Raw genomic sequence first — 21,663 nt, 5'->3', positions numbered from 1 at the left:
TTGTTTAAAAAAAGATAAGAGACTGTCAAAAAAAGAGGATTAAAGCTGATAAAACATTTCAGATTGTAAAAAACACTTTTTTCGACAGTCTTTTTTTGTTAAAAACACTTTAAAAACAGGGCTTTACTGAATGGTTTTTGTAACTTTAAGAATAACAATTGGTGCGTTTACTCATTAATAATGATAGTTACCTCAAAAGTACTTTATAGTGATTAAATGCTGATGTAATTTTGAAGTATGAATTGGAAATTATTTGTCATGAAAAAAATACTTTACATACTTATTGCATGTTCATTCTTTATTTTTAACTGTAATTCCACAAAAAGGATTTCATCAAATACGGATGAAAAAACTGAAACTGTGAAAGTAAATGACACGGTTAAAATTACCAACGAAGAATTAGAATATGAAATCATTATCATTGATCCTGGTTTTTCTATTTGGTTAACTTCTATGGCTAGACCAGAGGGATTCTATTCCCAGCAGTTTATGGAAAAAAGAAATTACATTTATGTAGTAGAATGGAACCAAAGAGTATTACAGCCTACAAGGTTTAACCCAAACTTATATGAGCTTCAGGTTGATTATGACCCAAATATAGATTATGGTTACGAAGTAAATTATAAACTCTATAACTACTTCATATATTTTCAAATGAAGTACAATCAAAGATTAGGACCTTTTAACGTAAGAATTTAGGAATTCTAATGGATTTCATTACTTTTGCAGCAACAATTTAGTTGCTGTGAATAAATTAAAACAACGTTGGGGTATTGAATCTAATTGGCAAATTGCAATAATTTTTATTGTATTTGCTGTTACTGGATCTACGGCCTCTTACATTGGAAAACCCATTCTTCGCTTCTTAAATATTACTTCAGAAAGTTTAGGTGCTTTTGGTTATTGGTTTATTCGTATTCTTTTGTTATTCATAGTTTATCAGTTTTTATTGGTACTATTTGGCTGGTTGTTTGGTCAATATAAATTTTTCTGGGAGTTTGAAAAGAAAATGCTTAAACGGTTAGGCTTAAAAAGATTAATTGGTGATTAGGTGAGTAAACTAAAAGATCATATTGCCATAAAAGCTATTATGCTTCTTTTAGTTGCTGTAATTTTTACACCAACAGCTATTAAATTTGCTCATGTTTTTGAACATCATGAACATGAAGTTTGTATTGGTGGAAAATCTGAACACATTCATAAAGTAGATTTAGACTGTGAGTTTCTAAAATTTCCCTTAAGTAACAATAAATCTCTTACTTCTTATAGTATCGATTTGTTTTCAGAAAAAGAACCTCTTTCTGAAATTGAATCATTATACGTATTCCTTAGTAAATACCAACAGTTACATTTTTCGCTTCGGGGCCCACCGGCTATTAATTTAATCTAGTTTTTATTCGGAATTATCAATTCCGATATGTCACGAATTAAATTAATAAAAATAAAGATGAAACATATTTTTAATGTATTGCTATTTTTAGCAATATTACCTATTTACTCTCAAAACAAATTAGAGGGTATTGTTGTTGATAAAAACAATCAAGAACCCATTCCTTCAGCAAATATTTATTTTCCACAACTAGAAAAAGGCACTTCAACAAAAGAAAATGGAAGTTTTAATATAACGAATATCCCAAACGGAACTCATAAGATTGTAGTGACGTACTTGGGATATGAAACCATTTCACTCAATGTAAGTTTTCCTGATAATACAATGTTAAATATAGAAATGATTCCTTCAGTTATTGAGATGGAAGACATAATTGTATCTACACCGTTTCATAAATTACAAAGTGAAAATGTTATGAAAGTAGAGCAAAAAAAAATAAGCAATTTAAATGCTGAAGGTGCTATAAATTTATCTAACGGTATATCAGATTTTGCTGGTGTTGAGAGTATAACAACAGGGTTGGGCATAGGTAAACCAGTAATTAGAGGATTGAGCGCTAACCGTGTGCTAGTTTATACGCAAGGTATTAGGCTAGAAAATCAACAATTTGGAGATGAACATGGATTAGGTTTAAGCAGTTCTGGTATAGAAAGTGTAGAAGTTATAAAAGGACCAGCTTCTTTACTCTACGGTAGTGATGCTTTAGGTGGTGTGCTCTATTTTAATCCTGAGAAATTTGCACAATCAAACACCACGAATGCTGATATTTCAGCTAATTATTTTAGTAATACACAGGGCTTTAATTCAAACGCTGGTGTTAAACATTCTTCTGATAATTTTAAATTTTTATTTAGAGGAAGCGTTGCCGAACATGCTGATTATAAAACTGATGCTTACCGTGTTACTAACACACGCTTTACTGAAAAAGACTTTAAGGCAGGTGTAGGATATCAAGCAACTCATTTTAAAACAGAACTACGTTACAACGTAAATAATTCTAAGATAGGTATACCTGAAGAAATTGATGAGCCATCAACTTTAGTTACGCCTTTAGAACCCTTTCAGCAAATTACTAATCATGTGATGAGTTCTAAATCTACAATCTTTTTTAATAATTCAAAACTAGATGTAAATTTTGGTTTAACCTATAACAACAGAAAAGAATTTGAGGAACATCATCATGAAGATGAACATGAGGAAGAGCATGAGGAAGAGCATGACGAACATGATGAAGAAATTGAAAAAATTGAAGAAGCTACACTTCATATGAAGCTAAAAACTTTTAACTATGATGTAAAATATTATTTACCTGAAATAGGGAAGTTTGAAACTATAGTTGGGGCTCAAGGTTTAACACAGAGCAACATTAATTATGGTGAAGAAGTACTAATTCCTAATGCCAACGTAAATGATATAGGAATGTTCGCTACATCACACATTCATTTTACTAATGCAGATATCCAGCTAGGCTTAAGATTTGACAATAGAAACATTACTGTAGTTTCAGTATTAGACAAAAACTTTAACAGTTTTAATGGAGCTATAGGATTCAAAACCAACCTTTCGGATAATTTCATTGCTCGAATTAATCTAGCAACAGGATTTAGAGCACCCAATTTGGCAGAATTAACTTCAGATGGTGTACATCACGGAACAAACAGGTATGAAATTGGTAATGAAAACTTATCAAGTGAGCAAAATTTCCAAACAGACATTGCCCTAGAATACCAAACAGAACATGTGGAAGTTTTTGCTAACGGTTTTTATAACCTCATAAACGATTACATTTTTTTATCTCCAAATGGCAATGAAATAGATGGCGCACCTGTTTTCAGTTACCTTCAAGGCAATGCTAAATTATTCGGTGGAGAGTTTGGGTTTCATTTACACCCACATCCTTTAGACTGGTTACATTTTGAATCTAGTTTTGAAACAGTTACAGGAAAACAAGAAAATAATGACTTTTTACCACTTATTCCTGCTAACAGTTTAACTAATATATTAAGAGCTGAATTTGAAACCAATACACTTAAAAATGGTTATGCATTTATTAAGTTGAAATCTACTTTTAGGCAAGATAACGTTAGTAACTTTGAAACACCTACTAATAGTTATAGTTTGTTAAGCGCTGGATTTGGTGGTTCATTTAATCTTTTTAATAACGAAATGTCCTTTTCACTTTCAGGAACTAACTTAGCTAACAGCACCTATATACATCATCTGTCAAGGTTAAAACCTGATGGAATTTTTAATATGGGCAGAAATGTTAGTTTTGCTATAACTTATAGTTTGTAACAAAAAATCCCTTTCTAATGTGAAAGGGATTTTTTTATACTTCTATAATTGTTTCTTCTTTTTTAGGGTTTACAACATAAGAGTACAACCACATGATTGTGAATGTTGGAATAACATCTAAAAAAGGAAGTGCTTCTTCAATAAATGAAACAACTGCGGCCACTTTACCTTCCCTTCCTTTATACAGTTTGGTCATAATTAAGGCTGATGCTGGCGCCCAAACAAAATCGAAAGGAGGAAAAATAATGGATACATACCCAAGCGCATCTAAAAGCACGCTTAAAGCTAATTTTTTATACTTGTTCATAGAATAATTTTATAATAAACTGATAACAAGAAATATACCAAATTTATTGTACTATCTATTTACCAATTAATTTTAAAAACTCATTTCGAGTTTCAATTTTTTCAAACTGTCCTCTAAACCCTGAGGTGGTAGTAATAGAGTTTTGTTTTTGTACACCGCGCATCATCATACACATATGAGAAGCTTCAATAACCACGGCTACACCTTGCGGTTTTAAGGTATCATTGATACAATCTAGAATCTGTTCAGTTAAGCGTTCCTGAACTTGTAGTCTTCTGGCAAAAACGTCCACTATTCTGGGTAATTTACTCAACCCTACTATTTGTCCGTTTGGTATATAAGCTATATGAACCTTACCAAAAAACGGCAAAATATGATGTTCACAAAGCGAATACAGTTCTATATCTTTAACAATTACCATTTCATCATAAGATTCTTTGAACATAGCACTTTTAAGAATCTCAATAGGGTCTTGGTGATATCCCTGAGTTAAGAATTGCATAGCCTTAGCAGCACGTTCTGGAGTTTTTACAAGTCCGTCACGTTTAGTATCCTCTCCTAAATCTTCAATAATTTTTTTGTAACGGTCTTTAACATCATCGGTCACTTGTATATTGTATTCTTCAAACTTTTTATAAGGCATATTGTTATTTTATTATTAACTAAAAATAGTTAAAAAAAACCAGACTAAATTTCTGAAGACTACTTTCAAAAAGCAATTATTTTAATTTTGCTGATTACCTGTTAAAGTAGTATTTTCATTCCATGAAATTAAGCACATGATTCAAGCTAAAAACATTCATAAATACTATAACGATTTACACGTATTAAAAGGTGTAGACATTATGGTAGAAAAAGGTGAAGTAGTTTCTATTGTTGGAGCTTCTGGTGCTGGAAAAACAACACTTTTACAGATTTTAGGCACATTGGAGAATGCTTCAAAACAAGAACCTTTTGAGCTCAATATAAACAGTACTAATTTAAAATCACTTTCAGATAAAGAATTGGCGAAGTTTAGAAACCAGCATATTGGTTTTATCTTTCAATTTCACCAATTATTGTCAGAATTTACAGCATTAGAAAATGTTTGCTTACCAGCATTTATAAAAGGGATTTCAAAATATGAAGCCGAAACAAGAGCTAAAGAATTATTAGATTTTTTAGGATTATCCCAAAGGTATGATCATAAACCTAGTGAGCTTTCAGGAGGAGAACAACAACGAGTTGCTGTTGCCAGAGCCTTAATCAATAATCCTGATTTAATTTTTGCCGATGAACCTTCTGGAAACTTAGATAGTGAATCTGCTGAAAACTTGCATAATCTTTTCTTTAAACTCCGTGATGAATTTGGACAAACTTTTGTAATTGTTACCCACAATGAAGAGCTGGCCAATATGACTGACCGTAAGTTAGTAATGAAGGACGGAAACGTATTAATCTAATTAAGTTTCTTTTTTTGCAAGTAAGTTTTATACAGACTATCCAAAAAAACTTAATTCAGATAATATCCCAAAATCTTCAAATCCGTTAGAATGTACTCGTCACACCCAGTATCGTGGTAGTCCGATTATTATGGTTGATTTCAAAACCAGTGAAGCCACCTATTACCAAATTTACAATCCCAGATCTAACAGCCCTGGGTAGTAATACATAATGTAATGGTTCATCGAAAGTTAACAAATATGAAGTACCATCAGAAAAGAACCCAGATTGAACAGCGTCAATTATATACTCATCATCCCAAATATTAAACGGAGTTTGAGAACCAACAATCCACGTTCTGGTAGACGCTTCATCAAAAGTAATATTTAAGCCATCTGAATGAGAAACAACTCCGTTATTGACTTCAACATCAAACTCTATAAAACCATTTTCATTTTCACCAAAATTCTGCACGATTTGAGTTCCCTCCACTTTAAAATTATCATGGAAATAGTTACTAAAGGTCGTTGTATGGACACTTCCTTGCTCCCAAAACCATCCAGTAGATACTATACGAATAACTCCCCTGCGAAAGACACCATCTCGACCAACTGTTCCAGAAGGACCGAAATCTACAGTTATTGTTTTAGGAAAAGTTTCCAAATCTGAAGGTTCTATGGAAACTGAAACATCAATTTTACTGCTACTGGTTTTTCCAGTTAATGAATTTTCAGCATTTAAAATTATATCTCCTTTAATATTAACAAGATCTTGAAAAACTTGATTAGCTAAGTTGTATTCATTAAAACTTTCTAGGTAGAAAGTTCTAGCCTCATCACTTGGACCTGAATCGTTTAATGGTGTTTTGTCTTTTTGACATGATACGGATAAGACAATGAGTGCTAGGGCAATTATTTTTCTCATAACTATCTAATTTATTACTAATTAACGTTTTTATTTTCTTTTAATTATAGTTTTTATTACTTAAATCTCTTATAAGAACAAAAATACATATTTCGTCGATGATTTTTAAATTTTTCATGTAACCAGTTACAGAATTTTATATTAGAGAATATATTCAAAATAATTTTATTAAACATAAAGCATACCAATACCTATTTCAATCAAATGTTTATAAATTTGCTTAGGCTTTATATTTTTAAAGTATCCTAATGAACATCAATATTGTTTTTGATAGATGAAATTAAATAAAAATGAATTACGAGAATTTTTAGATTTAAAAGTAACTCAATACAACCAGCCAAGATTTATAGAAACTGATCCAATTCAAATACCTCACCTATTCTCAAAAAAAGAAGACATTGAAATTGCTGGTTTTTTAACCGCCACTATAGCCTGGGGAAACCGAAAAAGTATCATAAATAATGCTAAACGCCTGATAAACCTTTTAGATGATGCACCATATGATTTTGTTATAAATCATCAAGCTACAGATCTGGAAAAGTTAAGCACATTTGTTCACCGTACTTTCAATGGCGATGATTGTCTTCAGTTTATAAAGAGTTTAAAGCATATAAGTAACCCCTTGAAAGACTCTGCCGCAAAACGCTTCACTATGTTTAATCATATAATTTAGGCGGCAAGATGTTTGATTCCACATCATACATCAACAGATGTGATTTAATATAATGTGGTGGTATAAATATTGTGTCTATATTGCTTCATACTCCAAACATCCAAGGATAAACATAAACTATAGCTAAAGTTAAACCTCCTATCCAAGAAATTGCCCAAATAACCCCTTCAATATTTGAGTTAAGTTTTTTGTTTTCCAGTTTAACTTTTTTAACTGTTTTGGCATCTATAAAAATACTATCAGTTGTTTGTTTTCTATTTACCCAATTTACACCATAGAGCTCTCCACTATCTAAAAGCAAAACTTTTGAATACTTTTCCCTTTTACCATCTTTTTTTACAATCTTAGTTTTAGATTCAGACTTGGCTGCTTCTTCAAGACTTACGTTTGCCGATTTGTAAATGGTGCAGCTTTGGACTAAAAACGGAGTAATAAGTATAATGGCAATTAGTTTTAAGTGTTTTGTAATTGAATTCATACCTAAAGAATTTAGTTTTAATGAATCTAATTTTTGCGAAAATAATTTAACCATTTGAAAACTAACAGCCAATGATATTGGTCAGTTTGAGATTAATTTATGGAACGGTTTATTTAAATATCATAAGAAACACTAATGTCATATTCTGATGTGGTAAAACACAATTAGTCCAGTTTATAAATATGTTTAACGGTACAAATATATACACCATAAAATTGTATTTACAATATTACCTTTGTGCTCAAAGGCAATTAATTGAATAAATCAGAATTAAAAGAATTTTTAGAATCTAAGGTAGCTCAATACAATAATCCTAAGTTCATTGATAGTGACCCTATACAAGTTCCGCACCGTTATCAGCTTAAGGAAGATATTGAGATTGCATCATTTCTAACTGCCTCAATAGCATGGGGTAACCGTAAGATGATTATAAATAATGCGGATAGAATGATGGAACTACTTGGTAATTCCCCGTATGACTTTGTTATGAATCTTAAAGAAAGGGACCTAGATGTACTTGATGGGTTTGTGCATCGTACTTTTAATTCAATAGATTTCAAATATTTCATCAAGGCACTGAATAACATATACACCAATCATGGTGGTATGGAAACTGTGTTTCAAAATAATATTACCGATAACAGTATTCAGCCAGCTATACATGAGTTTAAAAGAGTGTTTTTTTCTTTAGACCATGAATCGAGAACTCAAAAACATGTTGGAGACCCAAATAAAGGTTCGTCTTGTAAAAGAATTAATATGATGCTTAGATGGTTAGTGCGCAATGATAATAATGGTGTAGATTTTGGTATTTGGAGAAATATTCCAACTTCAATTTTATCATGTCCACTAGATGTACATTCTGGTAATGTTGCCAGAAAGCTAGGCTTGCTGAATAGAAAACAGAATGATGCTAAAGCACTATTAGAATTAGATACTGCTCTGAGAAAACTCGATAAACATGATCCTGTTAAATATGATTTTGCGCTTTTTGGCCTAGGAGCTTTTGAGGGATTTTAAAAAAATGGCAAACTAAAGTTTACCATTTTCTTATTTCAAAACTTGAAAAACACTTACCCTTTCAACCATGCTTTTCTTAAATCTTTTTGAGCCTCAGTTGCATTTGATTTTTCAACTATCATTTCCCCAGTAGTATAAGGTTGTGTAGTAGTAGTTTTTACAAATATTTCTTCACCATTTCTATCTAATACAACTTCAATATCCTTTCCAGGTTTCCACATGAATACCTCTTGTAATACTTGGTTAGCATTTTGGAGTGTTAAGGTATTGCCATCAATAGATTTAATAACATCATTGGCTTGAACGCCCTGTTCTTTCCAGAAACTATTTTGTAATGCCGCATCTGTAAAAAATATGGTGCCTTTTTGACCATCGCCACTAACAATGGGTACGCCATTTAATAAAATAAAGTTGGTTTTTATCTTACCCTCTCCTATTTCCAGACCTACTTTTTCAAAAAATTCATTATAGTCAATTGGTAAATCTCCAACTACATGCGTTCTAAAAAAATCACCCAACGAAGGATAAGTCATAGCAACTATTTCATCAATTAAAGCGTCATCTTCAAAAGGCTTATTTTTCCCGTATTTATTTGATAATTCTTTCATTAACGACAGAATACCTCTGTTTCCGTTACTTTCTTCCCGCATTAAAATATCAATACACATACCTATTAAAGCACCTTTTTGATAAACATTTAAATATTCATCCTTATATGGTGCTTTTAATACGTTTTCACTCATAATAGTAAAACTCATGGCATCATTCATTCTTGAAGCTTCCTGTATTTTACCCATAATTTTGTTGTAAAATTCGGCTTCATCAACCAACCCTTGATCCACTTGAAACAAGGTTGCAAAATACTCAGTTACACCTTCATACATCCATAAATGTTTTGAAAATGTTGGGTTGTTGTAATCAAAATAATGTACGTCTTCAGAATGCACGCTTAGTGGTGTTACAATATGAAAAAACTCATGAGACACCACATCTATCATACTTTCTTCTAGGGCATCTGCTGGAATATCCTCCGGCATTACTACTACAGTAGATGTATGATGCTCTAAAGCACCGAACCCTTTAGGCGAGCCTTCTTTTCCTTCAGACAGATAAACATAAATATCATAACGTGGTGTGGTATTAATATCTCCCATATAAGCTTTTTGAGCTTCCATCATTTTAAAAATGGTTTCTTTTAAAGACTTTGCAGAATGCATTTTGTTTGGAGAATAAACACTCAACACAATTTTAATACTACCAACCTGAAATTCTTCAACATCTAAATTTCCATACATCATTGGGTTATCTGTAATATCAAAATAGCGCGGAGCGTAATAACTTGTCGTGGTATTTATACTGTCTTCACTAGATTTTGTATTCACAGTTTGAAGTGCTGATGTTCTAACAAAATTGGTGGGAGCCGTAACATCTAATTTGTAATGGTTGTTTTTTAATGAATCAAAATATCCAATAAAGCCATGCAAGTTCAACACGTAATTCTCCGGCTCAATGTTAGTTCCAGAAGGCGAAAACGGTACATCTTTCCCTATACCTCCTTCAGATTCAACATCATAAGTATCGTTAACCCAATATGTTATTTTGTCTAGGTTTTTGGCATCGGCAATAGTCCAAGAATTGTCGTCAATTTTGGTTACTGTCATTTCATCTCCTTTGTAGTTGAAAGCTTTAAAATCATCAATATACTTCCCAAAATTACTTACAGAATACGTTCCTTGAACTACTTTGGGCAATCTGTAAGTAACCGTTTCAGTTGTAAATCTTCCAGGATTTATGGTTACAGGAGCTTTATCATTTTTTACAGCAGATAAATTAATAGCGGTTTCAATAGGTAAGTTTATTGCTAAATCATTGGTAGATTTTTTTGAGGAACCACAACCTATCATTAAAATACTAGCGAATACAGCAACAAGAATTTTATTATTCATTAACAGTGATTTTTAAAGTTTTTTAAATGACGTGCAAAATACTACTATGTTACAATTACTGCTCTTAAGGTTTTGTTAAAAGATAGTATATTCGTTATATGGAAAAGCCCCTAATTAGTATTCTAACACCTTTTAAAAATACAGAAGCTTTTTTAAATGAATGTTTAGACTCTATATTAAACCAAACTTATACAAACTGGGAATTACTTATTGTTGATGACCATTCTACTGACCAAAGTTACTCTCGTGTTGAAAAATATGCCAAAAAGGATAGTAGAATAAAATTATTAAAAAACAGAGGAAAAGGTATTATTACTGCACTTAAACTAGCTTTTAAAAATAGTTCTGGAGAATTTATAACCCGCATGGATAGTGATGATGTTATGTTACCTAAAAAATTGGAAATATTAGCAAACAATTTAATGACTCATGGAAAAAAACATGTTGCTGTTGGCTTAGTTGAATATTTTAGTAATCAAGGTGTAGGCCCTGGATATAAAAGTTATGAAACTTGGTTAAATCATTTAACAAAAACAGGTAATAATTATGATGAGATATATAAGGAATGTGTGATACCTTCTCCATGTTGGATGATACATAGAGATGACTTAGTTTCCTGTGACGCCTTTAACCCCAATATTTATCCAGAAGACTATGATTTAACATTCCGGTTTTACAAGCACCACTTTAAGTGTATACCCTGTAACACAATCATTCACAAATGGCGAGACTATACTACTAGAACCTCTAGAACACATATTCACTATGCCCAAAACCATTTTACTAACTTAAAAGTGTATCATTATTTGGATATAGATTATAATCCAAATAAAACACCTGTTATATGGGGCGCTGGAACCAAAGGTAAATTAATGGCTAAAATCTTTTTAGAGCGCCATATTTCTTTTGAATGGATTTGTGATAACCCCAATAAAATTGGTCGTGATATTTATGGAAAAAGGCTATTGAGTTTTGAAACCTTGGCTACCATAAAAAACTCACAAAGCCTTATCACTGTAGCAAATAAGAAGGCTCAAAAGCAAATAAGAAGCCATTTAACTAAACTTAATCTTGAACCTATAAAAGATTTCATTTTCTTTTGTTGAAAATTATGTAATTTTGATTAATCAATAAAAAGGAATGCAATTTAAACACCCCGAACTTCTTTACGCCTTATTGCTGCTACTCATTCCTATTGTTGTTCACCTTTTCCAATTAAGACGTTTTAAAAAAGAACCTTTTACCAATGTTGCTTTCCTAAAGGAAATAAAAGAAAACTCTCGTAAAAGTTCACAAATTAAAAAATGGCTTATTCTTTGTACAAGATTGCTGCTTTTAACAGCTATTGTACTAGCATTTACTCAACCATTCACAGCAAAAAATGACCGTTTTAAAACTGAAAAGGAAACTGTTATTTACATTGATAATTCTTTTAGTATGCAGGCTAAAGGAAGTCAGGGCGAACTACTAAAGCGGGCTTTACAGGATTTAGTTGTTAACATACCCGAAAGCGAAAACATTTCTGTTATAACTAATAATGCTTCTTTTAAAAACACAACCATTAAAGCTATAAAGAATAATTTATTACAGTTAAATTATTCACCAAACCAATTAACACTAGATGCTGCATTATTAAAAAGCAAAACGCTTTTCAGCAAGAAAAAAGGCTTGCTTAAAAACCTTGTTTTTATATCAGATTTTCAACAAAATAATACTGCATTTAATCCCGATTTAGATTCACTTACCAATTTACATTTAATTCAATTAAAACCTATAAACACAAATAATATTTCAATTGACACTGCTTTTATTTCTGAAACTACACCTATTAACTACCAACTAAAGGTCATTTTAAAAAATAGTGGTAATCCGATAGATAATGTGCCTATTTCAGTTTATAATGGTGAAGATTTAATTGCTAAAACATCATTAGAAATTGATAAAATTTCAGAAACTTCATTTACGCTACCTACCAATGAGATCATAAACGGTAAAATAACTATTGATGACACTAACCTAAGGTTTGATAACAACTTGTTTTTCAATATTAATTATGGTTCAAAAATTAATGCTTTAGCTGTGAATGATGCTGATGGTGCTTTTTTAAACCGTATTTTTTCAAATGAGGAATTTAATTTAACTTCAACCTCTGTTAATAAATTGAATTACAGTCTTATAGAAAAAAAACACCTTATTGTTTTAAATGAAATAGACGTCATTCCCAATGCCTTAGCTTCTGCCTTAAAGCATTTTGTTTCTCAAGGTGGTTCTGTTATTGTGATTCCTTCTAAAAAAGTTAATATACAGTCTTATAACCTGTTATTGAATCATTTCAATTCAAGTTTTTCTACGCAAATAGATTCCGAAAAACGCATCACCTCAATAAATTATGCACATCCGCTTTATAAAAAAGGCGTTTTTGAAAAACAGGTCTCAAACTTCCAATATCCAAAAGTGGAAAGTTTTTATGAAGTGGCATCTAACAGTTATGCTTGGGTTTTAAGGTTTGAAGATGGTAAGCCCTTTCTTTACCAACAAAATAATGTGTTTGTATTTACTGCTGCTTTAAATAATAATAATTCCAATTTCAAAAACTCACCATTAATAGTACCAACACTTTACAACATTGCAAAACAGAGTTTTAAAACACCCGAATTGTACTATACCATTGGAAAAGAAAATGAATTTGAAGTAGAAACACAACTACAGCAAGATGATATTTTATCTCTTGTTAATAATGGCATTAATATTATACCAAGACAGAAATACTTTAACAATAAAGTGATTATCAACACATCTGAAACGCCTGATGTTGCAAATATTTACAGTATAAACAACAAAGTTCAAACTATAAAAAATGTAAGTTTTAATTACAATAGAAGTGAAAGTAATTTATTGTATCAAAACTTTTCAAATTATAAACATGTAATTTTGAGTAATTCAATACCTGATGTTTTTAACACCATAAAAAGTGATACAAAAGTTAATGCCTTGTGGAAATGGTTTGTTATTTTTGCACTGATGTTATTGATTACTGAAATGCTCATCTTAAAATATTTTAAATGACCATACTTATAAAATCTGCCACCATAATAGATCCCAAAAGTGAGTTTCACAATACTATTCAAGACATTTTAATTGAAAACGGCACGATTTTAAAGATTTCTAAAAACATTAAAAACACTAACGATTACGAAGAAATAACATTAGAAAACCTACATGTCTCACAAGGTTGGTTTGACAGTAGTGTGTGTTTTGGAGAACCTGGTTATGAGGAGCGAGAAACCTTAAAGAATGGACTAAAAGTAGCTGCTTCATCTGGTTTTACAACCATTGCTTTAAACCCAAACACCAATCCTGTTATAGATACCAATGCTGATATTACATTTATTACATCAAAAGCTAATAATAATGCCGTAACAGTAGTTCCTATAGGTGCATTAACCATTGGAAGTAAAGGTGAAGATTTAGCAGAGCTTTACGATATGAGCACTTCAGGAGCCGTTGCATTTTATGATTATAAGAAACCTGTTTCTAACCCAAATCTCATGAAAATTGCACTTCAATATGCATCTAATTTCAACGGGTTAGTATGTTCATTTCCACAGGAAAATAAAATTTCAGGACATGGTGTGATGAACGAAAACATTACAAGTACCAAACTAGGTTTAAAAGGTATTCCTTCATTAGCTGAAGAACTACAAGTGGCCCGTGATTTGTTCTTACTAGAATATACTGGAGGTAAATTACATATTCCTACTATTTCAACAGCCAAATCGGTGGCTTTGATTAGAGAAGCTAAAAAAAGTAAATTAGATGTTACTTGTAGTGTTGCCATTCATAACTTATGCATTCTAGACGAATCTTTAACAAACTTTGACACTAACTCAAAAGTATTACCACCTTTAAGAACTCAAGCAGATATAGAGGCGCTAATTACAGGTGTTAAAGATGGTACCATTGATATGGTTACTTCAGACCACTCACCCATCGATATTGAAGAGAAGAAAGTAGAGTTTGATCATGCTGAATACGGCACCATAGGTTTAGAAAGTGCTTTTGGAGCTTTACAAACTGTCTTTACTACAAAAAAAACCATAGAACTTCTAACCAAAGGAAAACAGCATTTTGGTGTTAAACAATCTTCAATAAATATAGGTAGTGAAGCTAATATAACACTTTTTAATCCAGATGCTAAATACACCTTTGAGAAAGGGCATATAAAATCCCGTTCAAAAAACAGCATTTTTTTGGGTTCTAACCTTAAAGGAATTGTTTACGGTATTTTATCAAATAACAAATTACACCTAAATAACTAAAATGACGCAACAAGATATTGAACGCGGAAAGAAAAACGCCATAATTAGTTATATCACTATTTTTGGAGTAATTATAGCTTATTTTCTAAATAACGAAGAGCATAAAAAAAGTGCTTTTGCCAGTTTTCACATAAGGCAATCGTTAGGGCTTTGGTTAACCTTCTGGGCTTTAGGATATATTATCGGGAGTTTTGACAGTTGGTTGGTAACTTCTGGGTTCTATTTATTTTTTTCAGTTCTTTTTATCTATGGCTTTTCATCGGCCATTACTGAAAAAACTCAAAAGGTCCCTTTGGTAGGTGATTTATATCAAAAAATATTCGCTAACCTAGGCAGATAATATAATGAACAATTCACTTGCCCTATATCATTTAACCAGACCTTCTAGTTTATCTAAAAATGCTCCATTATTAATTATGATGCATGGCTATGGTAGTGATGAAAACGATTTATTCTCTTTTGCTAGTGAATTACCAGATGAGCTTTTTATTATTTCAGTAAGAGCTCCCTATCCAATGGCTCCTTATGGTAATGCTTGGTATACTATTAATTTTGATGCTGAACGCGGTAAATGGAACGATAAAGAACAAGCCGAGGCATCAAGAGATTTAATTGCGAATTTTATTGATGAAGCAACTGAAAATTACCCTGTAAATAAAGACAATGTTACGCTTTTAGGTTTTAGTCAAGGTAGTATTTTAAGTTATGGTATAGCTTTTAATTACCCTGAAAAAGTAAAAAACGTGATTGCTTTAAGCGGTTATGTATATCATGATATTTTACCTGAAGATTTAAATAAAAAGGATTATTCTAATCTAGATTTTTATTGTTCGCATGGAAATGTAGATCAAGTAATTCCTGTAGATTGGGCTAGACAAACTCCCTCATTTTTAAAAAGCTTAAACATCAAGCACCACTACTCTGAATTTCCTGTTGGCCATGGTGTTTCACCTCAAAACTTTTTTGAGTTTAATAATTGGTTAAAGGAACGTATTTAAATTATTTCAAGCTTTTCTGTTTTTATGATCGGACCTATATGCGACTGTTGTATTAAATATTAAAACAACGAAAAGTTGATTTTGGCTTACAAATAAAATTGAATTCTGTTGTTATTCATTTATCACCAATCTAAACCCTTCTCCATGGATATTAAGTATTTCAACCTTTTCATCGGGTTTAAGGTATTTACGTAATTTGGCAATGTACACATCCATACTTCTAGAAGTAAAGTAATTATCGTCTCTCCAAATCTTTGTTAGTGCCAATTCACGAGGCATTAAGTCATTTTCATGAAGTGCTAACAAACGTAACAACTCGTTTTCTTTTGGTGATAATTTAACCGGATCTCCACCATTAAAGCGTAGGAAACGTAACTTTGAGTTTAAATGAAACTTGCCTATTTTAAATTCAAACTGCTTGCTATCCGAAATAGTTTCAGTTGCTTTTCGTTGAATGATAGCTTTAATCTTCATTAATAAAACTTCACTATCAAAAGGCTTGTTTAAATAATCATCTGCACCTACCTTATAGCCTTTTAAAACATCTTCTTTCATAGTTTTAGCGGTTAAGAAAATAATTGGTATATCGGTATTTTTTTCTCGTATTTCCTTGGCTAATGTGAAACCATCTTTATAGGGCATCATGACATCTAAAATACATAAATCGAAATCGTCTTTTTTAAATTTCTCAAAGCCTTCCATTCCATTTTTTGCATGAGTAACCTCATAATCATTCATCATTAAATAGTCTTTAAGAACGGTTCCGAAGTTAGGATCGTCTTCTACTAATAAAATTCGTTTTTTTTGCTCTTCCATATTTATGATATTAAGGGAAGCTTTATTATAAAAGTGCTTCCTTTTCCTTTTTCACTTTCTACTGATACATAACCTTGATGATCATCAACAATACGCTTAACATACGCCAAGCCTAAACCATGACCTTTAACATTGTGTATATTACCCGTGTGTTCTCTATAAAATTTCTCGAACACACGTTTGGCAGCTGCCTTACTCATTCCACTACCATGATCTTTTATTTTTAGAATAATGTTGGTGCCAATATTTTCTGTATAAACCTCTATCTCTGGAGCGTTTGGTGAATATTTTATAGCATTATCCAAAATGTTTACTATTACATTGATAAAGTGAGTTTCATTAGCTAGAACAGACGATTTATTAGCCTCAAAAAAAGTTTTTATATACCCCTGTCTATTTTCCACAATAAGCTCAACATGTGCAATGGCAGTATCAATTATATCATGTAACTTTACTCGGTCTTTACTTATATTTAGTTCGTTTTTTTCTAGTTTAGATATCCTTAAAACGTTCTCTACTTGAGCGTGCATACGTTTATTTTCCTCCTTAATCATAGAAAGGTAGCGTTTCACTTTATCTTTATCATCAATAATAGCTGGGTTTTTAATGGCATCTAATGCTAGATTAATAGTAGCAATAGGTGTTTTAAACTCATGTGTCATATTATTAATGAAATCTGTTTTTATTTGCGAAATTTTACGTTGCTTTATAAGCTGATACAAGGCACTTGTATAAGCTATTACAATAATTGATGTAAATACAATGGACAGCAAAATCATACCAATAATAGGTGCTAAAATAAACTTACTATCCTTAGGGAAGTTTACCAATAACTTATAAGGTGTTTGTCTGTTTTCATCATAAAAAATAGGCACTTTATAAGTAGACTCCAAGTCGTATTCAAAGTTTTCACTTTGTACTTTGGTTGCCAGTTCATTACTATAAATTGCAAATTCAAAGTCTAAATCAATACCTTCTTCTGCTAGTTTCAACTTCATGAAATCATTAATAGTTTCATTGGAAACTCGCTTATGAATGGGAAAAGTTTTTACGTAGGCTTTAAAATTCTTTTCAAAATAGTTTTTCTCAGCTTCTTTAAGCCTGCCACTATTAAGTATGTTAACAATAGGGCTGCTACCTAAATCTTTATTATCAATTAAATCATCTCCTTGATAAAATTCCAATCTCGAAGTGCCTGTTAATCTTTGAATTTCAAGACTATCTAAACCAATGTCAAAGAGCGATTGTGATAATTTATAGTTCTCTTCTAAAACACCACTACTATAAATTAGTCTGTCTTTTGTTTTATTGTTTTGTTGATAAATAAATAACTGAGACACAGCACTGGAATCAACTTCGGTTTCTTCGGTGATTAATTTTTGATAAGATTCAAATTTTGAGTTGTACTCATCTTCCTCAATATCATTAGAAACCTTATGCAAGGTGGTCAATACACTTGAATGAAACCGTTTTTTTTCATTCTCAACAAAACTCTTTATAAAATAAGCCTGAACGAAAATTATCCCTATTAAAGATAGACTCATTAAAAGCACCAATAGGATAAATACTCTTTTGCTCATTACTCAAAATTAACATTTTAACATTTAGCGCACTTATGTTTTAACCTTACATTAACAAAAATGTTAAAATTACGAATTATGCTATATTTTGAAGTATTTTGTCATGAACTTCATTAACCTGAATAATAGTGTTTTGAAGCTCAATATTTTCAATTACAAAGTCTGACAACTTCACTTTTTCCTTATCAGACCATTGGTTTTTCATAATAGCTTTAATCTTATCTTTTGTAGTATCATCGCGTTTTAACAGCCGTTGGATTCTAACTTCAATTGGAGCAATTACCGTTATAATATAGTCGCATTGTGTATGCCCTCCGTTTTCAAATAAAATAGCTACTTCTTTTATAACATATGGCGCATTTTGTTTTAAAGTCCACTTTTCAAAATGTCTTGCTACCTTTGGATGAACAATAGCATTCATTTTTTGCAAATACATGGTATCATTAAAAATAATATCTGCTATAAATGGTCTATTAAGTTTATCATCTATATAGGCATTTTCTCCAAATAAATCAATCAGTTTCCTTTTAATAACCTTAGACCTATTCATAAGCCGCTTAGCCTCTTCATCAGCTATATAAACAGGAACTCCAATTTTTTTAAACTCTTTTGCAACAGTAGTTTTCCCACTGCCTATACCACCTGTAAGTCCTACAATAGTCATTTACTTATTATAAATTCTATTTGCTGTTGATTAATTTTGGCATTCTTTACCGTTTTTGGAAACTGTAATAGTTCTGGTACTAAAAACGACTGATTTTCTATAATTTTTGAATAATCACAAACTACTTTAAAATCGTTTAACTTAATAGATTTAAAGTTCTTTAAACTAACATAATAAGATACGTTTACTTCCTTAGGAAAGTATTTTAAATTGATACCATTAGGAACATTAATGATTCTTACAGGAACTTTTAAAGTTCCTTCTGTAAATTTTTCAACATTGGCCTTTAGTGTTATATTGGCATCTGAAAACTTTAAATCTGTACTGCTTTTAGGTAATTTCAATTTGGTTTCAACATTCAAATCTGTTCTAATATCATTTAAGATAACGTCCTCTGTTTCTAACAAGTCAATTTCTGAAACCAACACATGTGGACCAATAACCAAAACAGAATCAGGTTCTATCTCAATAGGATTTATAGTATTATATCCAGCTCCAAACTTAATATCTGCATTTAACTTTACAGGAACCTTTTTCACCATATTCACACCATATCTAAACACCAATGTGTCTGGAGTTATACTCAACAACTGCACTTGTTTATCAAACTGTGTATTATTAAGATAAGCAACAGACTTATTCCAAACATAGACCGATTCTTTTTGAATAACATCTTTGGAGAAATCTATTTTAATTTTTGGTTTATCAAAGGAATACTTAAGCCATCTAAAACCATGCGTTTTAAGCGTTATATTAATCAGTATAGAATCTCTTAAAATAACTTTTTCTTCTGGAAGGTTAAGTTTTTCAATTTCAAAGGCTACGGTCTTGGTATACTCTTTTGAAAGCTTTGAAAAAATTAAAATTAAAAAAGAACAGAGTAAGAATAATAGAAAAACATTGATTCGTTTACTCTTAAATGATGCCGATATTTTCGATTTTAATTTTCTTATCATTTTTCTTTAAAAAACAACTTTGGGAAATGTGTCTCAGGATCATTATTTAAAATAGTTAACGCCCAAGTAGATTCTAAAAACCCTAGCCCGTATCCCATAAACTGGATACAAATTGCCAACAAAGACATAGCAGCTACTTTTATATTTTTTGTAGTAAATAGAGCTACTAAAAATACTACGAAAAAGTACAAAATATATAAAAACAAGAACTTGTTAAAACCAAAAATTGCTAACAAAATTGATATGTCAAATCCTATTATAAACAAACTTGGGAACCAGTAAGTTATTTTTTTTGTTGAAGGATGCCATTTGTTTAAAATTGGCCTTACTAGACCAAACTTATTTACCTGTGTATAAAATTTAGACCAAGAAATTCGGCGTTTATGATAGACTACAGCTTCTGGTATTAGTTTGGTTTTAAAGCCTAAATCCCAGAGTCTAATAGATAAATCGGGGTCTTCTCCTGGATGTATACGTCCAAAACCTTTAGAAGCTTCAAAGGCTTTTTTGGATATTCCCATGTTGAAACTTCTGGGCTGAAACCTATCTATACTTTTCTCATTACCTCTTATTCCCCCTGTAGTTATAAACGAAGTCATGGTAAAATTAATAGCCTTTTGAACGTTGGTGAACGATTCGTGAGCTGCATCGGGGCCACCAAAACAGTCTACATAAAAATCTGACAAACTTTTCTCAACCTCAGCTAAGTAGTTTTTAGGCAAAATAACATCACTATCTAAAATAATAAAATAATTACCTGTGGCATGTTGCATTCCAAAATTTCTAGAATCTCCAGGTCCAGAATTCTCCTTAAAGTAATATGAAATATTAAGTTTTTCTGAAAAACGTTTAACAACCTCCTTTGAGGATATTGACGAACCATCTTCTACAATAACAATTTCATAATCCGTAGTAGTTTCCATAGCCAAAAAACTTTGTAAAAGTTCTTCTATTTCATCTGGTCTATTATATACGGGAATTATAAAAGAAAAATGTAATTGCATAACACAAATGTAACAAAAAAAGCCACCCTTTAAAGGTGGCTTTTGACAGTATTGTCTCGTCCTGAAAAAAGTTGACCATAACATTTAGAACAATGGGAAACAAAAGGCAGTTAAGAAAAAAGCAAGAGCCCCCAAGAAATTACAGTGAGAACTTCAAACGTTTGGTTGTATCTGAATACGAGCAAGGTTTTTTAAACAAAGACCAGCTGCAACGTAAATATGATATTCGAGGCAATGGTTGCATTACCAATTGGTTACGAAAATATGGTACCTTTACTTATCCAAATCACACAAGTATTGGTCGACCGATGAAAAATCCGGATAAACAACGCATAAAAGAGCTAGAAGCACAGTTAAAAAAGAAAGATCAGGAGTTGGATTTTTTCAAGCACTTTATCAAAGTCGCTGAGCGAGAACTAAAGATTAAGATTGTAAAAAAGTCTGGCACCAAGTAGTTCAAGAGTATACGCAGCAGCAGAATCGGTTATCGATCAATGGCATGTGTAAATTACTTGGTTATAGCAAACAAGCTTATTATAAGCGAGAGAACAAACAATTACACCAAAGCTTTGTTGTCGCTCAAGTTAAGTCTATGGTTATAGATATACGATGTAAACTACCTCGATTAGGCACAAGAAAACTCTATCATTTAATCCAGCCAAAAATAGAGCGTCAAGGCATAAAAGTGGGAAGGGATAAGCTCTTTGACATTTTAAGGCAGGAAGGGCTACTGGTAAGAAAGCGAAGAAAATATACAAAAACCACAAACTCTAAACATTGGATGAAAAAGTATCCAAATCTCACAAAATCTTTTAATCTCAATAAACCAGAACAGCTTTGGGTAGCAGACATAACCTATCTACAGACTAAG

At 31.4% G+C, this 21,663-nt stretch carries 22 protein-coding genes and 2 pseudogenes; 14 read left to right on the top strand and 10 right to left on the bottom strand.

Translation table 11 applies throughout. The features are described from left to right. Window positions 1-258 precede the first annotated feature (258 nt). Genes E1J38_RS13650 through E1J38_RS13635 form a run of 4 tightly spaced genes read left to right on the top strand, consistent with a single transcriptional unit; the run spans window position 259 to window position 3,685 of the window. Complete coding sequence (locus E1J38_RS13650) at window positions 259-699, top strand: DUF6146 family protein (protein ID WP_133357412.1); 441 nt, start codon at window positions 259-261, stop codon at window positions 697-699. 46 nt (window positions 700-745) lie between these two features. Then, window positions 746-1,051 (top strand): DUF6787 family protein, encoded by a 306-nt coding sequence (locus E1J38_RS13645; RefSeq protein WP_133357413.1) that lies wholly within the window; start codon window positions 746-748, stop codon window positions 1,049-1,051. Continuing rightward, on the top strand, window positions 1,052-1,390 hold the full coding sequence (locus tag E1J38_RS13640; RefSeq protein ID WP_133357414.1) for a hypothetical protein: 339 nt from the start codon (window positions 1,052-1,054) through the stop codon (window positions 1,388-1,390). A 57-nt stretch (window positions 1,391-1,447) separates the two neighbouring features. Further along, the gene (locus E1J38_RS13635; RefSeq protein ID WP_133357415.1) at window positions 1,448-3,685 is read left to right on the top strand and encodes a TonB-dependent receptor; all 2,238 of its coding nucleotides are present in this window, start codon (window positions 1,448-1,450) and stop codon (window positions 3,683-3,685) included. A gap of 34 nt (window positions 3,686-3,719) precedes the next feature. Here E1J38_RS13635 and E1J38_RS13630 read toward each other — a convergent pair whose 3' ends face one another. Both E1J38_RS13630 and folE read right to left on the bottom strand, forming a co-directional pair. Continuing rightward, complete coding sequence (locus tag E1J38_RS13630; RefSeq protein ID WP_133357416.1) at window positions 3,720-3,992, bottom strand: hypothetical protein; 273 nt, start codon at window positions 3,990-3,992, stop codon at window positions 3,720-3,722. 55 nt (window positions 3,993-4,047) lie between these two features. Then, window positions 4,048-4,635 carry a GTP cyclohydrolase I FolE gene (gene folE, locus E1J38_RS13625; RefSeq protein WP_133357417.1) on the bottom strand — a complete coding sequence of 196 codons (588 nt, stop codon included), beginning with the start codon at window positions 4,633-4,635 and terminating at the stop codon, window positions 4,048-4,050. Between the two features lie 136 nt (window positions 4,636-4,771). Here folE and E1J38_RS13620 point away from each other — a divergent pair, with 136 nt between their 5' ends. Then, the gene (locus E1J38_RS13620; protein ID WP_133357418.1) at window positions 4,772-5,434 is read left to right on the top strand and encodes an ABC transporter ATP-binding protein; all 663 of its coding nucleotides are present in this window, start codon (window positions 4,772-4,774) and stop codon (window positions 5,432-5,434) included. Between the two features lie 85 nt (window positions 5,435-5,519). Here the strand turns inward: E1J38_RS13620 and E1J38_RS13615 are convergent, their stop codons facing one another. Continuing rightward, window positions 5,520-6,338 carry a hypothetical protein gene (locus tag E1J38_RS13615; RefSeq protein WP_133357419.1) on the bottom strand — a complete coding sequence of 273 codons (819 nt, stop codon included), beginning with the start codon at window positions 6,336-6,338 and terminating at the stop codon, window positions 5,520-5,522. 274 nt (window positions 6,339-6,612) lie between these two features. Here E1J38_RS13615 and E1J38_RS13610 point away from each other — a divergent pair. After that, window positions 6,613-6,957: pseudogene (locus E1J38_RS13610) on the top strand (DUF2400 family protein); the annotation flags it as partial. 139 nt (window positions 6,958-7,096) lie between these two features. Here the strand turns inward: E1J38_RS13610 and E1J38_RS13605 are convergent. Next, window positions 7,097-7,489, bottom strand: a complete 393-nt coding sequence (locus E1J38_RS13605; protein WP_133357421.1) for a hypothetical protein — start codon at window positions 7,487-7,489, stop codon at window positions 7,097-7,099. Between the two features lie 255 nt (window positions 7,490-7,744). Between E1J38_RS13605 and E1J38_RS13600 the strand changes: the two genes are divergently transcribed. Then, window positions 7,745-8,509 (top strand): TIGR02757 family protein, encoded by a 765-nt coding sequence (locus E1J38_RS13600; protein WP_133357422.1) that lies wholly within the window; start codon window positions 7,745-7,747, stop codon window positions 8,507-8,509. A 53-nt stretch (window positions 8,510-8,562) separates the two neighbouring features. Here the strand turns inward: E1J38_RS13600 and E1J38_RS13595 are convergent, their stop codons facing one another. Then, a complete protein-coding gene (locus tag E1J38_RS13595; protein ID WP_133357423.1) occupies window positions 8,563-10,455 on the bottom strand; it encodes a M61 family metallopeptidase in 1,893 nt (630 codons plus the stop codon). Between the two features lie 98 nt (window positions 10,456-10,553). On the opposite strand from E1J38_RS13595, the gene E1J38_RS13590 reads away from it, so the two are divergent. From E1J38_RS13590 to E1J38_RS13570, 5 genes are read left to right on the top strand one after another with little or no spacing between them, the layout of a single operon-like run. After that, window positions 10,554-11,561, top strand: a complete 1,008-nt coding sequence (locus tag E1J38_RS13590) for a glycosyltransferase family 2 protein (protein WP_133357424.1) — start codon at window positions 10,554-10,556, stop codon at window positions 11,559-11,561. Between the two features lie 34 nt (window positions 11,562-11,595). Beyond that, entirely contained in the window at window positions 11,596-13,521 is a 1,926-nt protein-coding gene (locus E1J38_RS13585; protein WP_133357425.1) for a BatA domain-containing protein, read from the top strand. Then, window positions 13,518-14,774: a dihydroorotase gene (locus tag E1J38_RS13580; RefSeq protein WP_133357426.1), complete on the top strand. Its 1,257-nt coding sequence runs from the start codon at window positions 13,518-13,520 to the stop codon at window positions 14,772-14,774. Before E1J38_RS13585 ends, E1J38_RS13580 begins: the two co-directional genes overlap by 4 nt. A gap of 1 nt (window position 14,775) precedes the next feature. Beyond that, window positions 14,776-15,114 (top strand): hypothetical protein, encoded by a 339-nt coding sequence (locus tag E1J38_RS13575; protein WP_133357427.1) that lies wholly within the window; start codon window positions 14,776-14,778, stop codon window positions 15,112-15,114. 4 nt (window positions 15,115-15,118) lie between these two features. Further along, window positions 15,119-15,772 (top strand): alpha/beta hydrolase, encoded by a 654-nt coding sequence (locus E1J38_RS13570; RefSeq protein WP_133357428.1) that lies wholly within the window; start codon window positions 15,119-15,121, stop codon window positions 15,770-15,772. A gap of 111 nt (window positions 15,773-15,883) precedes the next feature. On the opposite strand, the gene E1J38_RS13565 is transcribed toward E1J38_RS13570, so the two are convergent. The 5 genes from E1J38_RS13565 to E1J38_RS13545 form a co-directional block, all read right to left on the bottom strand. Next, the gene (locus E1J38_RS13565; RefSeq protein ID WP_133357429.1) at window positions 15,884-16,588 is read right to left on the bottom strand and encodes a response regulator transcription factor; all 705 of its coding nucleotides are present in this window, start codon (window positions 16,586-16,588) and stop codon (window positions 15,884-15,886) included. A gap of 2 nt (window positions 16,589-16,590) precedes the next feature. Beyond that, window positions 16,591-18,168 (bottom strand): sensor histidine kinase, encoded by a 1,578-nt coding sequence (locus tag E1J38_RS13560; RefSeq protein ID WP_186525875.1) that lies wholly within the window; start codon window positions 18,166-18,168, stop codon window positions 16,591-16,593. A 76-nt stretch (window positions 18,169-18,244) separates the two neighbouring features. Further along, complete coding sequence (gene coaE, locus E1J38_RS13555) at window positions 18,245-18,832, bottom strand: dephospho-CoA kinase (protein ID WP_133357430.1); 588 nt, start codon at window positions 18,830-18,832, stop codon at window positions 18,245-18,247. Beyond that, window positions 18,829-19,788: a CdaR family protein gene (locus E1J38_RS13550; protein WP_255449902.1), complete on the bottom strand. Its 960-nt coding sequence runs from the start codon at window positions 19,786-19,788 to the stop codon at window positions 18,829-18,831. Before E1J38_RS13550 ends, coaE begins: the two co-directional genes overlap by 4 nt. Next, window positions 19,785-20,792: a glycosyltransferase family 2 protein gene (locus E1J38_RS13545; RefSeq protein ID WP_133357431.1), complete on the bottom strand. Its 1,008-nt coding sequence runs from the start codon at window positions 20,790-20,792 to the stop codon at window positions 19,785-19,787. Before E1J38_RS13545 ends, E1J38_RS13550 begins: the two co-directional genes overlap by 4 nt. Window positions 20,793-20,884: 92 nt before the next feature. Here E1J38_RS13545 and E1J38_RS13540 point away from each other — a divergent pair, with 92 nt between their 5' ends. Together E1J38_RS13540 and E1J38_RS13535 are read left to right on the top strand one after the other, a co-directional pair. Beyond that, window positions 20,885-21,247 (top strand): transposase, encoded by a 363-nt coding sequence (locus tag E1J38_RS13540; protein WP_133357330.1) that lies wholly within the window; start codon window positions 20,885-20,887, stop codon window positions 21,245-21,247. 44 nt (window positions 21,248-21,291) lie between these two features. After that, window positions 21,292-21,663, top strand: a pseudogene (locus E1J38_RS13535) (IS3 family transposase); the annotation flags it as partial.

It is taken from the genome of Seonamhaeicola sediminis (genome assembly GCF_004358095.2).
GTDB lineage: Bacteria > Bacteroidota > Bacteroidia > Flavobacteriales > Flavobacteriaceae > Seonamhaeicola > Seonamhaeicola sediminis.
This window is presented reverse-complemented; position numbering and strand designations above follow the sequence as displayed.

Coding starts and splice junctions, on each gene's coding strand:
- E1J38_RS13650 (WP_133357412.1), top strand. CDS start 259: ATGAAAAAAATACTTTACATACTTATTGCATGTTCATTCTTTATTTTT.
- E1J38_RS13635 (WP_133357415.1), top strand. CDS start 1,448: ATGAAACATATTTTTAATGTATTGCTATTTTTAGCAATATTACCTATT.
- E1J38_RS13630 (WP_133357416.1), bottom strand. CDS start 3,992: ATGAACAAGTATAAAAAATTAGCTTTAAGCGTGCTTTTAGATGCGCTT.
- folE (WP_133357417.1), bottom strand. CDS start 4,635: ATGCCTTATAAAAAGTTTGAAGAATACAATATACAAGTGACCGATGAT.
- E1J38_RS13620 (WP_133357418.1), top strand. CDS start 4,772: ATGATTCAAGCTAAAAACATTCATAAATACTATAACGATTTACACGTA.
- E1J38_RS13615 (WP_133357419.1), bottom strand. CDS start 6,338: ATGAGAAAAATAATTGCCCTAGCACTCATTGTCTTATCCGTATCATGT.
- E1J38_RS13605 (WP_133357421.1), bottom strand. CDS start 7,489: ATGAATTCAATTACAAAACACTTAAAACTAATTGCCATTATACTTATT.
- E1J38_RS13595 (WP_133357423.1), bottom strand. CDS start 10,455: ATGAATAATAAAATTCTTGTTGCTGTATTCGCTAGTATTTTAATGATA.
- E1J38_RS13590 (WP_133357424.1), top strand. CDS start 10,554: ATGGAAAAGCCCCTAATTAGTATTCTAACACCTTTTAAAAATACAGAA.
- E1J38_RS13585 (WP_133357425.1), top strand. CDS start 11,596: ATGCAATTTAAACACCCCGAACTTCTTTACGCCTTATTGCTGCTACTC.
- E1J38_RS13580 (WP_133357426.1), top strand. CDS start 13,518: ATGACCATACTTATAAAATCTGCCACCATAATAGATCCCAAAAGTGAG.
- E1J38_RS13575 (WP_133357427.1), top strand. CDS start 14,776: ATGACGCAACAAGATATTGAACGCGGAAAGAAAAACGCCATAATTAGT.
- E1J38_RS13570 (WP_133357428.1), top strand. CDS start 15,119: ATGAACAATTCACTTGCCCTATATCATTTAACCAGACCTTCTAGTTTA.
- E1J38_RS13565 (WP_133357429.1), bottom strand. CDS start 16,588: ATGGAAGAGCAAAAAAAACGAATTTTATTAGTAGAAGACGATCCTAAC.
- E1J38_RS13560 (WP_186525875.1), bottom strand. CDS start 18,168: ATGAGCAAAAGAGTATTTATCCTATTGGTGCTTTTAATGAGTCTATCT.
- coaE (WP_133357430.1), bottom strand. CDS start 18,832: ATGACTATTGTAGGACTTACAGGTGGTATAGGCAGTGGGAAAACTACT.
- E1J38_RS13550 (WP_255449902.1), bottom strand. CDS start 19,788: ATGATAAGAAAATTAAAATCGAAAATATCGGCATCATTTAAGAGTAAA.
- E1J38_RS13545 (WP_133357431.1), bottom strand. CDS start 20,792: ATGCAATTACATTTTTCTTTTATAATTCCCGTATATAATAGACCAGAT.
- E1J38_RS13540 (WP_133357330.1), top strand. CDS start 20,885: ATGGGAAACAAAAGGCAGTTAAGAAAAAAGCAAGAGCCCCCAAGAAAT.